The sequence below is a fragment of the Paenibacillus aceti genome (assembly GCF_003614185.1).
Taxonomy (GTDB): domain Bacteria; phylum Bacillota; class Bacilli; order Paenibacillales; family Paenibacillaceae; genus Fontibacillus; species Fontibacillus aceti.
Genome location: NZ_KZ987724.1, coordinates 5,262,869 through 5,277,165, shown reverse-complemented (window position 1 = coordinate 5,277,165; position 14,297 = coordinate 5,262,869). Strand labels below are relative to the sequence as shown.

Annotated in this window: 12 protein-coding genes; 1 reads left to right on the top strand and 11 read right to left on the bottom strand. The window is 49.3% G+C overall.

Annotated elements, in window-relative coordinates; all coding sequences use genetic code 11:
* Nucleotides 1-52: 52 nt before the first annotated feature.
* The 3 genes from BFJ94_RS23725 to BFJ94_RS23715 all read right to left on the bottom strand — a co-directional run bounded on the left by BFJ94_RS23725 (nt 53) and on the right by BFJ94_RS23715 (nt 3,647).
* Nucleotides 53-1,720 (bottom strand): extracellular solute-binding protein, encoded by a 1,668-nt coding sequence (locus tag BFJ94_RS23725; RefSeq protein ID WP_068782686.1) that lies wholly within the window; start codon nt 1,718-1,720, stop codon nt 53-55.
* A 102-nt stretch (nt 1,721-1,822) separates the two neighbouring features.
* Nucleotides 1,823-2,707, bottom strand: coding sequence for a carbohydrate ABC transporter permease (locus BFJ94_RS23720; RefSeq protein ID WP_068782687.1), 885 nt, complete (start codon nt 2,705-2,707; stop codon nt 1,823-1,825).
* A gap of 19 nt (nt 2,708-2,726) precedes the next feature.
* Nucleotides 2,727-3,647, bottom strand: coding sequence for an ABC transporter permease (locus BFJ94_RS23715; RefSeq protein ID WP_120464832.1), 921 nt, complete (start codon nt 3,645-3,647; stop codon nt 2,727-2,729).
* A gap of 147 nt (nt 3,648-3,794) precedes the next feature.
* On the opposite strand from BFJ94_RS23715, the gene BFJ94_RS23710 reads away from it, so the two are divergent.
* Nucleotides 3,795-4,538 (top strand): glycoside hydrolase family 16 protein, encoded by a 744-nt coding sequence (locus tag BFJ94_RS23710; protein ID WP_162944388.1) that lies wholly within the window; start codon nt 3,795-3,797, stop codon nt 4,536-4,538.
* An 815-nt stretch (nt 4,539-5,353) separates the two neighbouring features.
* Here the strand turns inward: BFJ94_RS23710 and BFJ94_RS23700 are convergent.
* From BFJ94_RS23700 to BFJ94_RS23665, 8 genes are all read right to left on the bottom strand, one after another.
* Nucleotides 5,354-6,250, bottom strand: a complete 897-nt coding sequence (locus tag BFJ94_RS23700) for a DUF2268 domain-containing putative Zn-dependent protease (RefSeq protein WP_120464829.1) — start codon at nt 6,248-6,250, stop codon at nt 5,354-5,356.
* A gap of 754 nt (nt 6,251-7,004) precedes the next feature.
* A complete protein-coding gene (locus BFJ94_RS23695) occupies nt 7,005-8,156 on the bottom strand; it encodes an amidohydrolase family protein (RefSeq protein ID WP_120464828.1) in 1,152 nt (383 codons plus the stop codon).
* On the bottom strand, nt 8,146-9,219 hold the full coding sequence (locus BFJ94_RS23690; protein WP_120464827.1) for an aminotransferase class V-fold PLP-dependent enzyme: 1,074 nt from the start codon (nt 9,217-9,219) through the stop codon (nt 8,146-8,148). The genes BFJ94_RS23695 and BFJ94_RS23690 overlap by 11 nt, the downstream gene beginning before the upstream one ends.
* Nucleotides 9,203-9,988 carry an ABC transporter ATP-binding protein gene (locus BFJ94_RS23685; protein ID WP_120464826.1) on the bottom strand — a complete coding sequence of 262 codons (786 nt, stop codon included), beginning with the start codon at nt 9,986-9,988 and terminating at the stop codon, nt 9,203-9,205. The genes BFJ94_RS23690 and BFJ94_RS23685 overlap by 17 nt, the downstream gene beginning before the upstream one ends.
* Nucleotides 9,988-10,740 carry an ABC transporter ATP-binding protein gene (locus BFJ94_RS23680; RefSeq protein ID WP_120464825.1) on the bottom strand — a complete coding sequence of 251 codons (753 nt, stop codon included), beginning with the start codon at nt 10,738-10,740 and terminating at the stop codon, nt 9,988-9,990. The genes BFJ94_RS23685 and BFJ94_RS23680 overlap by 1 nt, the downstream gene beginning before the upstream one ends.
* Complete coding sequence (locus tag BFJ94_RS23675) at nt 10,740-11,606, bottom strand: ABC transporter permease (RefSeq protein WP_229716875.1); 867 nt, start codon at nt 11,604-11,606, stop codon at nt 10,740-10,742. The genes BFJ94_RS23680 and BFJ94_RS23675 overlap by 1 nt, the downstream gene beginning before the upstream one ends.
* Nucleotides 11,603-12,592, bottom strand: coding sequence for an ABC transporter permease (locus BFJ94_RS23670; protein WP_229716874.1), 990 nt, complete (start codon nt 12,590-12,592; stop codon nt 11,603-11,605). The genes BFJ94_RS23675 and BFJ94_RS23670 overlap by 4 nt, the downstream gene beginning before the upstream one ends.
* Nucleotides 12,589-14,208, bottom strand: a complete 1,620-nt coding sequence (locus BFJ94_RS23665; RefSeq protein ID WP_120464824.1) for an ABC transporter substrate-binding protein — start codon at nt 14,206-14,208, stop codon at nt 12,589-12,591. Before BFJ94_RS23665 ends, BFJ94_RS23670 begins: the two co-directional genes overlap by 4 nt.
* Nucleotides 14,209-14,297: the final 89 nt, after the last annotated feature.

The window sequence follows — 14,297 nt, the reverse complement described above, 5'->3', positions numbered from 1 at the left end:
GTGCCAGCCACCATTATGTAGCCGGCATCCATTCCAACATAACGAGACCGGATTACTCCGCCATTTTAGCCTTTCGTGCATCCAGCTCGGTCTGACGGTATTCCATCACCTGGTCATAACCGTAGCTTGTGCGGCGGGCCAGGAAGCTTTCGAAGATCTTATCAAAGGCAGCCTCATCCTTGGCGGTAATCAGTTCTGGCATAACCTCTTCCCAATTTTGAGAGATACGCGCCCAGTTTACTGCTACATCGGAATCGCCAAGAGGATCCAATCCTTTGTAAATGCCGCCATCAATATCAGCCTGGGCATTGGCGAAATCGGCCATTTGCTTGATGACTGAGGCTTTCTCCGGTCTCCACTGATCGACGATTACAGGGTTGCGCATCATCCAGTAGGTATCCATAATGCCGTATTCCTTCTCCAGCTTCTCGATATCGGAATCCAGCAATTGGGCCATATCCGCCTTTAGCTGCGGCTTGCCGTCAACCATTTCCCATGTCTCGCCTTCCTGACCGAGGAATAAATCCTTTTGCCCTTCCTCGCTAGCCAAGTAGGTTAGAAAGCGAATAGCACGCTCCGGATTCTCGCAGGATTTGCTAATCATCGTGACCATCCAACCATCCATATTCCCTGGGAATAGCTTGGCGCTGTCACCTTTGCTGTTCTTCGGCCCATCAACGGCAATGTAGTAAGAGTCCGGATTGCTGCTTGCCGCCAGCATCGGGTTCACCGCCGTCATTCCGGTCCACTCGCGAACCATCATGAAATAACGGGCATTATTCGTTTTTTCCTCGACCTGGGTATCGGAATCTACCAGAAAATCTACATTAATCAGTCCACGCTCATAGGCGGTACGGAATGTCTTCAGCCAAGTCAGGTAATCCGGGTCGGTGATACGGTCGTAGACTTTGCCGTCTTTTTCATGCGGGACAGCCAACAAATTTTGCAAATACTCTGTCATCCCGTAAGGCACATTCCCCTGGGCAAAGAAGGGGCTAATCGGCTGGCCTTTGTACTCGGAATACTGATCCTTGAGCAGTTGCAGGGCATTCAGGAAGCCTTCCGGAGTAGATAAGTCCGGACTGCCCATATCCTCATACAGGTCTTTCCGAACCAGGAAGGTCTGGTTGGCTGCAGTCATCCCGGTTTCATGCATCAGATTCGGGCTGTATGAATCATTAGGAATGCCATAGGTGTTGCCGTTTTCTTGCTTATACCACTTCAGCGTACCGTCCCCGGCTACTTTAAAGAAGTAGGGGTCATACTGGTCTGCCAGCTCGTTCAAGGCATACACATGATCGCCTTCCCACAGCTTTTTGACAGCGGTTTCCCAAGAGCCCATAGTAATCAGGTCCGGAAGCTTACCGGAGGTCATCATCAGGGTAATATGCTCATTAGCTTCACCGGAGGGAACTTCGATGTTCACTTTTACGCCTGTTTTTTCAGTAATGTACTTGGAATTCAGGCTCTCCCCCCAGGAACGGCCATACCAGGAAGCGCCTACAAACCACGACAACTCTACTGGGCTCGTATCCAATTTCCAGCCGGGCTCATCCGGATTCAGCTTGACCTCATTTTGCGTGTTCTCGGGCTTATTGTCTGCAGGCGGGGAATTCGGCTTATTGGAGCTATTCTTGCTTCCCGTACATGCAGCCAGGCTCAGCATCAGAACAACAGCCATGATTAAGGCCATGCTTCGCTTCATGTGCTTGTGTCTCATTACATGATCATCCTTTCTTGCTAACGATAATGGTTGTATATAAATCATCTGTCCTAGCAAATCTTAGGTTGCTTCGGTTGCGGTTATTTGGACAAATGACGCTTACCCTTTAATAGCGCCGATCATCACGCCTTTGACCAGATAGCGCTGGATAAAGGGATAGAACGCAAGAATCGGTAGAGTCGCCACCATCATGGAAGCAAACTTGATAGAGTTACCGGGCAGCTTCGCTCCGAATTGTGCCATGGCTTGCTGCTGCATGAACGACATGGAGTTTTCGGCGATAATTTTGTATAGCATCGTCTGCAGCGGTAATTTGTCCTGCGAACGGATGTACAGAACCCCCTGATAGTAGTCGTTCCAATGGTATACGGCTGCAAATAGCGAGATGGTCGCAATGACGGCCATGCTGTTGGGCAACACAATTCTGAACAGTACCCCATAATCGGAAGCTCCGTCTACCTTTGCGGACTCTTCCAGACTGTCAGGGATTGTACGATAGAAGCTGATGAAAATAACCATATCAAAAAAGGTATACATCGCCGGTATGATGAAAACCAGGAAATTATCATAGAGCCCCAGCTTGGTCATGAGTATAAATGTAGGAATTAAGCCGCCGGAGAACAACATCGTAATCAAAGCAATTTTCATGTATATCTTACGGCCGATCAGATTGGATTTACTCATGCCGTAGGCCACAATAGCAGTAAACAAGACGTGAACTACGGTTCCAATTACGGTACGCAAGGTGGTGACCAGAAATCCGTTCATCAAGTGCTCATCATTAAATACGACGCGGTAGCTGTCCAATGAGATCGCTTTCGGGAACCAGTTCACGGTGCCAAGCAAAGCCTGTTCCGGCGCATTAAGCGCGTTGATGAATACGAAATACATCGGATACAGTGTAATAAAGCAAACTGCCAGCATCAATAGGGTATTACAGACACCAAACAGGCTGATGCCGCGAAGTTTTCTGCGTTTTCCCATGGCTCCATCCCCCCCTTTCCTAAAAAATGCCTTCGCCATTCAGCTTTTTCGATGTGAAATTAGCCAGGAACAGCAGCCCTAATGCCACAATAGAGCGGGCAAACAAGACGGCCGTTGAAAAGGAGTATCGTCCGGAGACGAGCCCCATGTTATAGATGTAGAGATCTATGCTTTCCGCCATTTTCATGTTCATGTTGTTCTTCAGCATGAAGATCTGTTCAAAGTTGCTGCCCAGCAGCCCGCTGACGGCGAGAATGAACAAAATGGCAATGGTAGGACGAATGCACTGGATGGTAATGTACCACATTCGCTGCCAGCGATTCGCCCCATCCAGTTCCGCCGCTTCATATAGCCCAGGATCTATGCCAGATATGGCAGCGATGTAGATAATGGCGCTCCATCCGGTCTCTTTAAGCGTATCGGAGAAAAAGGCGATCCACCAAAAGTATTTAGGGTCGCTGTTAAACAGAATTTCACGCTGCTGGATTCCCAAAGCCATCATCAACTGGTTGATCACACCGCCCTCCCCCAGCCAATTGAGCATTATGCCGCCGAATATCGTCCAGGCAATAAAATGCGGTAAATAGGAGATGGTCTGCACCGTGCGTTTGAAGCGAATGCTGCGGATCTCGTTAAGCAGTAAAGCAAATAAAATGGGGATGGGAAAGCCCAGCACCAGACGAATCGAGCTCATCCCCAGCGTATTGCGGATCGATCGCCAGAAACGGTCGTCCGTTACAAAGTCCTGAAAATGCTTCATCCCTACAAAGGGCGATTCCAACATAGGCTTGGCAATGTTGTAGTCCATAAACGCAATAATTAGCCAAAACATAGGGATGTAGCAAAAGATAAACATCCAGACAATCCCCGGAATAACCATGCTCTGCAGCTGCCATTGTCTCATAAAGGTCTTGATTCGTTCTGTTTTCTGTTGGAACATAGTGCCTTGCCCCCTTCCACTCCATCGTATGAAAATACACATAGGAAAAAAAGGCCATCATTTTGGGCTGTATCCCATTTTTTTAGATTCGTTTGACCCTTGGTCTGGATGAAGTATGCTATAAAAAATGGAAGGAGCGTGCATGTAATGAATAAACTAATCTGGCAGCAGGATTTTGTACATCATCCTACCGATTTGAAGGAATGGAATATTCGCCTGGGCAACGACTTGCTGAATGATCTGGGCCATGTTCTGGCACCAGGCTGGGGGAACGGGGAACAGCAGTTTTACACGGGGAATCATCATAATCTGTATATAGATCAGTCCGGCTTAAACTTATGCGCGCGCCGTGAGGAGACCCTTGCAAACGGACAGCGCTTTGCCTATACTTCGGCTCGTATAGACACAAAGGATCATTTCTCCTTCTGTTACGGCAAGCTCGTTGTTCGCGCCAGGCTTCCCGTTGGTCATGGACTATGGCCTGCCGTTTGGCTGCTCCCGCAGCAACAGGCTTACGGCCCTTGGCCCGCTTCTGGCGAGATCGATATGCTGGAAGCCAAGGGCCGCCTGCCCCAGCACATATTCGGTACCCTTCACTACGGGAAGGATTGGGATCATAAAGTTACCGATGAGTTCTCCTACCAGCTTGAGAAGGGAACTATCAACGAATTCCACGATTACGCGATGGAATGGAACGCCGACTCGATCCGCTGGCTGATCGATGGTCACTGCTACGCCGAATGTGAACTGCGGCCCGGCATCACTCCCTTTGATGAGCAGTTCTATCTGGTGCTTAACCTGGCTGTAGGCGGCTGGTATGATAATGTCCCGGTCGACGAAACAGCGCTGCCAGCGGTAATGACCGTCACCAACATCTGGGTGTATCAATAGCCCGTTCATTTCGAGTGATAAATATGGCGAGTCATTCGGTAAGCGAGTGCAAAAACAAGGCGACCGCTGGATCAAATTCGCATCCCTTCGCACACCCTGGGGAGCGCTCTAACGAAGCTCCATTTTGCGATTTGGGCTAGAAAAGGGCGCGCGGTTCAAATCTAACGAAACTGGATATCGTTATTTGGGCAGAAAACAGGGTGAAAAAATTCTAACGAAACTACGTATCGCTATTTGGGCTAAAAACAGGCTTTGGTCCACTATTTTCGCTAAATAACGATACCCTGTTTCGTTAGAATTTTCAGGTGCCCCTTTTGGCCTGAATAGCGATACCACGTTTCGTTAGAGTTTTCTGGGGCTCATATTGGTTATCAAATGCAGCACGTATTCAACACCGAATTTACACAATTCGAGTTGACGCTCAATCCAGGTCGCCACCTAATCCAACCTCTGCTCACTTGCACTTTGAAACCACGATGGTAATCCCATTGCTATTTATTGGCCTCTTCTGTATTAACTGTTGCTTAGTTACATTCAGTATCAATCTGATACACGAGTCGTAACAGATAATGTTCTTCAATAAAGTGTTATTTATTTTCATATCAAATAGTAATATTCAAGCTTAGCAAAGGTCTGAAAATCAAACCGATTTCTTTAAGCTGGTTGAAAGCAAGTATACGAACATCCATGTGAAAGGAATATAAAGGGACACCGACTGCGTAAGCCGTGTCCCATTGTTCTATAATTTGATCCAAAAGAGCTATCATTTTCTTCTTGTACTGAAGCTCGCTGATATGATACACTTCATCATCCGTTCAATCAAATAGCCCACAATGCTCAATGATCTCATCCGATTGCAGCAACGTAGCCTCTGCTATTCCTATATGATTAAGGTTCATAAAGGACTGCACCGCTTTGTAACCTATCGCGTAGCCTGCATATGGAGATAATCCAACAGGGGAATACCCCTGTTCTTTTGCATAGATATCGCCAAACATGTAACTGCTGACCTCGGCAAAGCCCTTGATATTCAACGCGTTTTTCAGCACCTGGATGGAATACAGCACATCCTCTTCATTCAGCGAAGTTACCCAAGGGCCTAATGAATCCTGTCCGTACAATTCCCGAGCAAACGACTCCGCCAAACCCTCGATAATTAAATACTCTCCCACTGTCACGTTTCCCTGATCCCAGTCAAAATAGGAAAACCGAATGTTATGATGAAACTCATGCGCGATCACGGCGGGAATCCTGGGGATATTATACTCGTTAGGGTGAATAGCAACCTGGATAAATCCAGGGATTCCTCCAAATCCGGAGTATCCGTTGACCAATTCCAGTTTGTAGGGATCGGCGATGTATAGGCCAAGCTTCAGCTCGTCAGTATGGATTTTCAGTCCATATTGGAGCGTAAAGTCTATGCACGTTTGCAACGTTTCCTTTGCAGTAGATAAGGCGCTGATCTCTTTTAATTTCTGTAAAACTTGAGTCCCCGTCTCCGTCTCGCTTAAGTCCAGGTACCCAAGCATTTTCGCTGCCATGACGACGTCGTAACCGCCCGGCTCTTTAGCGCAAAGCGGCACATTGATAAACTTCCACATCGCCTCGAACGGTTTCATCATCGTATAACGGAAAAAGTCCTCTCTGTTACAAGGTTCCAAGCCATACAGCTTCTCATATTGTTCTAAAGTGTCTTCAACAGTAATTTTCATAAATGATCCCTTCTTTGAGTTATGGAGGGGCGGATTTATGGCTTCCATTTTGAAGCGGTCGGCCTCTCAAAAATAGCTTAAAGGATCACGTTACGTGAAGGTCAAGACAAGAAAATGAGACTAATGGAGAGAAAAAGGGATGAGTAATCAGTGGTTCGATCTGTCGCTTAGTGACGAGATCGGGTTGCATCAGCGTTTTGCTGAGTTAGAATAAGTCTCGGTGATAAAAGTAGTGGGAAATAAACCGATGGATGAACGGGTACAACAGCTAAAACCGCCTTAATTTCTGGTTGTAGAGAATGCTAATGCGAATCAATTGGCCGCTCAGCCTAAAGCTACACCCGTGAGTTTCTCTAACGAAACTACAAATCGTTATTTCCACAAAAATAGCGACAAAAAAATCTAACGAAACTACGTATCGTTATTTGGAGCAAAAACAGGCTTTAAGGGCCTATCTGGGTTAAATAACGATACCCTGTTTCGTTAGATTTTTCAGAGGCCCCTTTTGGGCTAAATAGCGATACCACGTTTCGTTAGAGTTTCACGATGCCCCTTTGGGCTCAAATGACGATGCCTCGTTTCACTAGAGTTCTAGGGTGTCCGTTTAGCTCAAATAACGATACCTCATTTCGGTAGAGACCCAGGTGACCCTTTGGGCTCAAAATAACGATGCCTTGTTTCACCAGAGTTCCACTCTGGTCGCATACCGTAGCAGCGCCCAAGGCTGCGAGCTAGACTCTAACGGAGCAACGCCCTATACCAAATCCGCTTCGGCGGCCCCGGTAATGACGGAGACCATGCTCTGCCGAAGCTGAGCCGCGTCAGCTGCCTGATATGGATCGGCATCATAAATAATCGCATCGGCCACATATCCTTCGGCGATTTGTCCCAACTCGTGGCCGCTGCCGAGAATTTCGGCGGCATCCGCCGTGGCTGCCTGCCACGCTTCAGCCCGGGTCAACCCATAATCCAGCAGCGTGTCCAGCTCCTGAAGGTTGTATCCATGAAGCGCGGGCGTGGCATAATCCGTGCCAAATCCGATGCGGACTCCCGCCCCCTTGGCATAGCGAATCGCATTAGGATGGGCTTCCACAGCGCGAGCGGCGCGATCACAAATGACCGGAGGCAATGCCAGCACGCCTGACGGATCAGCAGCAATGCGATATATTGAAGCAGTAGGCACATAAGCTACGCCGGATTGAACTAACCCGTTCGCCTGATCCTCAGTCAGGTACATTCCGTGCTCGATGGATTCCACCTTGGCCTGGATAGACCAGTCAATCGTTACTCCACCCCAGGTGTGAACCATCACCTTTTTATGATGTGCATGCGCATGGCGGACGATGAAAGAGAACTCTTCCTGCGAAAAATTCGGATCAAGCACTTTTTCAGCAGGTGCACCAAGACCGCCTGTCGCCATAATCTTAATCCAGCCTGCCCCTGTATTGAAGATCTCCTTCATACGTTGCTCCAAATACTTCACCCCGCGGGCATCCGCTGCCCCCAGCATATCACTGCTGGCCTGCACCCTTAGGGGCTGTCCATAATGCTGAACGAGATGGGCCACGGTGCCTGGAAGGAGCCCGCCCGCATCGCGCGCCGTCGTTACACCGGTCCGCAGTGTAGCCGCAAAGGCTTCAGCTTGCATAGCTTCAATCTCCCGGGCATCGCGCTTCAATTGATCATCATGATCAAAGTCCGTCCAAGCCAGGTGGGTATGAAGATCAATGACCCCCGGACTGATCCACAGATCTTGTCCCGACGGAGCCAACTCATCATGATCCTGTTCCGTTTCTACAATAGAGGAGAATCGACCATCTTCGATCACAATATTGAAGCGTCTTCCCTCGATCCCTGCTATAAATATGCGATTAAAGGTTTGCTCCCGCGGATGCTTATTGATCATGTCCTGCCTCCCAAACCTGCCGGACCCTCTCAACCGCGGCATCCGCGTCCCCTTCTACTAACTTACCGATTCCCTTAATCGCTTCCTCCACACTTTGCCGACTAGCATTAGCCCCGAAATGGTTAATCCGCAGAAGCTGGCCGAACAATTCACCATCCCCCGGGGCCACGATGCCAATAGGACGCTCGATAAGCAAACTCTGCTCATCGGCAATTCGCACCGTCGTCGTCAGCTTGGAATAATATCTGCGATCCTTCTGCCAAGGCTCAAGCCCCAAGGCTTTAATGCCGGCAACGGCAGAGGATGCAGCCAATTGATGACGTCGAATAACTTGTGCCAAGCCTTCTTCCTCAACAAGGGTCAAAGCTGCGATTAGTGCCCTGGCCTCCAATGTTGGAAGATTAGCAGGAACACGCACTGGCGCTTCTCCATCATCTAAGACTGGCTTCAAATCGAGCAAGGATAAGATCGAATTACGCGGCGCATTTGCATTGGACTCTATGAATTCCCAGCCGCGTGGTGAGACACCGACCGCGCTAACGCCGTTAGGTCCGGCCAAAGCCTTCTGCGCACCTACTGCCACAATGTCGACACCCCAATCATCCACCCGTAGTGTCTCTCCCCCGACCGCTGAGACGGAATCCATCACCGTAATAAGGTTGTAGTCGCGGGCAAGCTTTAATATCTCTTCAGCGGGGTTCGCCCCGCCTGTAACCACTTCTGCTTGGACAAAAGAAAGCGCACATGGCTTAAACCGCTCAATCGCTGCAGCAACCGCCTCTACGGTAACCACTTCATCAAAAGGAACCTTCACCTCGGCAACGGTTGCTCCGCCACGCTCAAGCCAACCTCCAAATAAGCTTCCGTAAGGGCCGGTTACTATATTCAAAATCGTCCTGCCGGGCGCAGCGATCCCTGCTGCCATCGCCTCAATACCCAAGATCGCTTCCCCGGGAATGATGACAGGCGGATGCTGCGTATGCAAAAGTTTGGAGAACAGCCCGGTAAGTGTATCGAACTCGACTTGTGAGAGCGGTACATAGCCTTTAAATTCTCTGCTCATATGAACCTCCTGATCTGCTTGATGTTGGTATTCGCGGCACTGCGGACAACAGCTCACGGCTATAATCCGTCTCGGGCCGGACAAAGAATTTAGACTTGGAATTGACCTCTATCACTCTCCCCTGCCTCATAACCGCTACGTTATCGCTGATCGCATGAATAACCCCCAAATCATGGGAGATAAACAGCATGGTGAGATTAAGCTCCTCCTTGAGCGTATGAAACAATTCAAGCACACTCCGTTGAACAGACACATCCAGCGCGCTCGTTGGTTCATCGGCAATCAGCAGGCTTGGCTCCACGCTTAATGCGCGCGCAATCGCAATCCGCTGCCGCTGGCCCCCGGAAAATTCATAAGGATATCTGTCCAAAGCTCCCTCTTCAATATGAACACGCTCCAGGAGCTCTTTACACCTCTGTTCGACCTGACGCCGCTCAACGATTCTATGAAATAACAGCGCTTCAGATAAAATCTGCCGGATCGAATGCTTCGGATTCAGCGACGCATCCGGGTTCTGAAAGATCATCTGCACATTTTTGTGCTGCTCACGGCTTCTCTTCTTCTTCAATGGCTGCGATCCTAGCCCGATCTCCCCCTCATCGGGAGCGATCAAGCCGGCAATGACACGGGCCAGGGTAGATTTCCCCGAGCCGGATTCTCCGACTAGGCCAAGGGTCGTATGCCGCTCGATATTCAGATCAACATGGTCCAGCGCAGTAAACCCGCCATATTGAACCGTTATATTTTTCAACTGCAAAGCTGGCTCCATCACTGTTCACTCCCTTCAAGCTCCGGTAAAGGAAGCACCGAATCAAGCAGCATCCGCGTGTAAGGATTAGTAGGGTTTTGCAAAAGACGGAGCGTATCGTCATGCTCCACTATCTGTCCCTCTTTCATTACACACAGCTTGGGACATAGGGATGCGGCAATCGCGAGATTATGAGTGACAAACACCATGGCAAATCCTAGTTCACGCTGCAAACTTGTGATTGTCTCGATAATTTGCCGTTGTACAGTCACGTCCAGCGCCGTCGTCGGCTCATCACAGAGCAGAATGCCCGGCTTGCATGCCAAGGCCATAGCGATGACGATCCGTTGGCATTGACCGCCCGAGAGCTGACTCGGATAGCGATCTGATTTCTTCAAGGAATCGGGGAGGCCCAACATTTCGAGCAATTCGAGCGCTTGAATGCGAGAAGCCTTCCGGCTTGCTTTTTGCCGATAATAAATGACCTCCGCCACCTGGGCCACAACCGGGCAGAGCGGGTCCAGAGCACCTCTCGGGTCTTGAAATACCATAGCGCTGCTCACGTCGCTCTTGATGACTCCTCCCGTCTGCTCAATACCGCGGGGAAGCAATCCGAGAATCGCACGCAGCGTAAGTGATTTGCCAGAGCCCGATTCGCCAACCAGACCGAGGCTCTCTCCTTTACCCAACGAGAAGCTGACATTTTCGACTAATTTCTTGGATTTTGCGGCCAACGATAAGGCCTCAACCTGTAACACCGTGTTAGCAGCCATTATTTTTTCCTCCATAAGTCTGCCAAGCCGTCACCCACCAGAGACAACGCAATCCCCGTATACACTACAGCCAGACCCGGAACTGCCGAGAGCCACCAAGCTGTCGTAATAAAGGAACGCCCATCCGCAATCATCGTCCCCCAATCCGGGGTAGGTGGTGTAATACCAATGCCGAGATAACCGAGCGTAACGATAGCCACAAGTAGGCCGATCATGTCTGTCATCAGGACCACAATCGCTTGCGGCAGCACATTAGGCAGCAAATGGCGCAGGATGATTCTCACTCCAGGCAATCCTAAAGTTTGTGCGGATGCGACCCATTCCTGTTCACGGAACGAAGCGCTGAGACCCTTGACCACACGGGCAAATACGATCCATCCTACCAGCATAAAAGTGATATAAATGCCTCGTTCTCCCGCCCCGCTGGCAAAAGCCACGATAATAACGATCAAATAAAAAGGAAACGCGATCAGCGTATCCGTCAGCAGCGAAATAAGGGTATTAAGCCATTTGCCGTAATAACCTGCCAGCATGCCAAGAAATACACCCGTGCAGAATGGAATGATTTCCGCCAAGACCATAATTTTTAGATCAGTTCGCGCTGCATAGATCAATCTCGTAAACAAGTCGCGCCCAAGTTGATCCGTCCCCAGCCAATGTTCGGCAGACGGATGCTGCAAAAAGGCGCTTAAATTTTGCTCCGAGGGCTGATAAGGACTAATGAAAGGAATAAAAACCGCCAGCCCGATAAGTACGGCAAACATGAGGCCTCCGACCAGAAGTGAGGGAGTGTTCCATACCCGGCTTGCTACGCTTATCTTCCTTCCGCCCATAGGCCTTGGAGAGTCTATTTGGATAGAATTCATTGTTTTCCCCTCGTTCTGGGATCAAGCCACCAGGATATAATTTCAATCAGAAGACTGATGATCACAACAGATACCGCGCAATATAGCGCTATTCCTTGAATAACCGGGAAATCCCGTTTCGCGATGGAGCTGAACAGCAAGCTACCAATCCCTTTAATGCCAAATACCTGTTCAACGACCAGCGTACCGCCGATCAGATAAGAAATATTCACGCCAAGCAGCATCAGTGTCGGAAGAGCCGAATTGCGCAGCACATGCTTAAACAGAACTACCCGGCTCGGTATACCCGCAGCTTTTAAGGTAACTACAAAATCGGACTCCAGCACCTCAAGCAACTGCGCTCTTAATGAACGAACCAGTGTAGGGATCTGCGAAAAAGCGACGGTAATCGCCGGAAGTGTAAGACTGTATAAAGTTCCGGTCCAGCCTTCCCCAATTCCGCCAACAGGAAACCAGTGAAGACGGACGCTAAAGAGCAGGATCAATAGCAAGCCAACCCAGAAAACGGGCATGCCCAGCGTTATTGTAGGGATAACACGTATTAGGTGATCCGCAAGCCGATCCTTGTGTGTAGCAGCGAGCACAGCTAATAGAAGCGCAACCACCACTGCCAGAACACAAGCCATCCCAATCAGAAGCAGGGTAACGGGAGCCCGTTCGACGATTAAAGCTCTGGTTGAGGTTCCGGCAATAATGGAATTTCCCGTATCTCCTTGAGTGAACAGCGTCTTTACGAAGCGGAAGAATTGCTCCCATAGAGGAAGATCCAGCCCCAGCGTATGACGCATCTTCTGGATAGCCTCAGGCGTGCTATATTCTCCCAGAATCATTTTTGCGGGGTCCCCCGGAACAATTCGGATGATGAAAAATACGGCTGTCATCACACAAAGGATCACGACTAACGCGCGGATAACAGCCCATATGAGCCAACTGCCGGATACAGCGCCTCCCGATGATTTATTTAACGTCTTGCTTACTCTCATCATTGTTTAATATGAACTTCTTCGAAGCGAACACTACCGTTAGGCAGAACGACGAAGCCATCGACTGTAGAACGAACGCCTTTCAGAATATCCGGATAATAAAGCGGGATGTACGGCACTTCGTCCGCAACAATTTGCAGCAGATCAGAATAGACCTTGGCACGGCCATCCCCATCCGACGTCTTCTGCCCCTCATGCAGGAGCTTGGTAACTTCCTCATTCGTATAATGCGTCCAGTACGATTTACTGAATCCTTCCGGATCGGTCTGGAAGGCGATAATCGAGTTCGCATCAGGAGAATCCGCTTGCCCGCTGTTAAGCATAGCCGAGAAATCGTAAGCAAAGAATCGTTCCCGGAAAGTGGCTAATTCAATCGATTCAATCTCGATATTAATCCCGATCTCCTTGCCGGCTGCCTGGATAATTTGCGCCTCTTGGGCCCTTGTACTATTGCCGGAGGCTACAAGCAATTTTGTGCTGAATCCATCAGGGAAGGTTGATTTGGCCAACTCCTCCTTGGCAGCATTCAAATCAAAGTTCAACGCTTTGATCGTATCATTTGAATGATATGGGATTGCCGTTGGCAGCAATGAATTCGCCGTTTGCGCATAGCCGAAGGTTAGCGCCTTGGTCAAGCCTTCACGATCGATGGCCAAGGCTAGAGCCCGGCGAACATGAACATCGGAGAAATGTGGATCTAACGTATTGAAGAACAACTGTTCAGTCACCCAGCTGCCATTTGTTACTACGGTAGTGTCAGCGCCATTTTTGATCTCTTCGGCATTTTGCAGAGCAAGCGATTCGATGCCGTCGATCTCTCCCGCCTTCAATTGATTGATCGCCTGACTGTCGTCTTCTATCAGCTTGTAGACCAGCTTATCCATATACGGCTTCCCTTCCTGCCAATAGTACGGGTTCTTGGCAAAAGTCAGATCGCCAGCCGGGTCCCATTGCTCTACAACGAAGGGCCCTGTGCCCACAGGCTTCTTGAAGAACTCCTCCTCAGAAACCCCACCGAAATTGTTCGGAAGGATACCGTTGGAGAAGTTGGACAACTCGGAGATGAACGGGGTATACGACTCCTTCAGCGTAATGACCAGCGTGTGATTATCCTCCGCTTTGATGGTGTCAACCTTGGCCGCTATAGCAAGTGGACCGCCAACAGTCAAATGCCGCTGCAGCGAGAATACGGCGTCCTCCGCAGTAACATCCGTCCCGTTGGAAAATTTCAGGCCATCGCGCAGCACAAAGGTATAGGCCAGCCCGTCGTCACTAATGTTATGCGACTTGGCGAGCCAATCGACAATCTCGCCTTTGCTATCAAAGGCAACGAGGGGTTCAAATATTTTATCAATGGCAAAAGCATTGTTTGCTGTAATCTGATTATGCAGATCAAGCGAATTTACGGAAGCCGGCCGCCCGTAGACAAAGGTACCTCCCGCCGCAGGCTCGCCTGTATTAGCACTTTGGTTCTTTTCCTGATTGGCATTTTGCTGAGCATCTTTATTCGCAGCAGGAGCATTTTTGTTTCCGGCGCATCCCGCAATTAATACCAACAATAGAACTGCCAATGTCCCTGCCCAAATTGATTTTCTTACAGATGATTGGAACCTTTTCATGCCTCTTCCCCCTTCTCATATAAAACAGATAAGATTAGTATGAATAACATTATGGATGAAACCATTATTTCTGTCAAACAAAAATCTCC

Excerpts from the sequence above, each read along its gene's own strand:
- BFJ94_RS23675 (WP_229716875.1), bottom strand. The coding sequence starts at position 11,606 with ATGAATTCTATCCAAATAGACTCTCCAAGGCCTATGGGCGGAAGGAAG.
- BFJ94_RS23725 (WP_068782686.1), bottom strand. The coding sequence starts at position 1,720 with ATGAGACACAAGCACATGAAGCGAAGCATGGCCTTAATCATGGCTGTT.
- BFJ94_RS23695 (WP_120464828.1), bottom strand. The coding sequence starts at position 8,156 with ATGATCAATAAGCATCCGCGGGAGCAAACCTTTAATCGCATATTTATA.
- BFJ94_RS23710 (WP_162944388.1), top strand. The coding sequence starts at position 3,795 with ATGAATAAACTAATCTGGCAGCAGGATTTTGTACATCATCCTACCGAT.
- BFJ94_RS23685 (WP_120464826.1), bottom strand. The coding sequence starts at position 9,988 with ATGGAGCCAGCTTTGCAGTTGAAAAATATAACGGTTCAATATGGCGGG.
- BFJ94_RS23665 (WP_120464824.1), bottom strand. The coding sequence starts at position 14,208 with ATGAAAAGGTTCCAATCATCTGTAAGAAAATCAATTTGGGCAGGGACA.
- BFJ94_RS23670 (WP_229716874.1), bottom strand. The coding sequence starts at position 12,592 with ATGATGAGAGTAAGCAAGACGTTAAATAAATCATCGGGAGGCGCTGTA.
- BFJ94_RS23690 (WP_120464827.1), bottom strand. The coding sequence starts at position 9,219 with ATGAGCAGAGAATTTAAAGGCTATGTACCGCTCTCACAAGTCGAGTTC.
- BFJ94_RS23715 (WP_120464832.1), bottom strand. The coding sequence starts at position 3,647 with ATGTTCCAACAGAAAACAGAACGAATCAAGACCTTTATGAGACAATGG.
- BFJ94_RS23720 (WP_068782687.1), bottom strand. The coding sequence starts at position 2,707 with ATGGGAAAACGCAGAAAACTTCGCGGCATCAGCCTGTTTGGTGTCTGT.
- BFJ94_RS23700 (WP_120464829.1), bottom strand. The coding sequence starts at position 6,250 with ATGAAAATTACTGTTGAAGACACTTTAGAACAATATGAGAAGCTGTAT.
- BFJ94_RS23680 (WP_120464825.1), bottom strand. The coding sequence starts at position 10,740 with ATGGCTGCTAACACGGTGTTACAGGTTGAGGCCTTATCGTTGGCCGCA.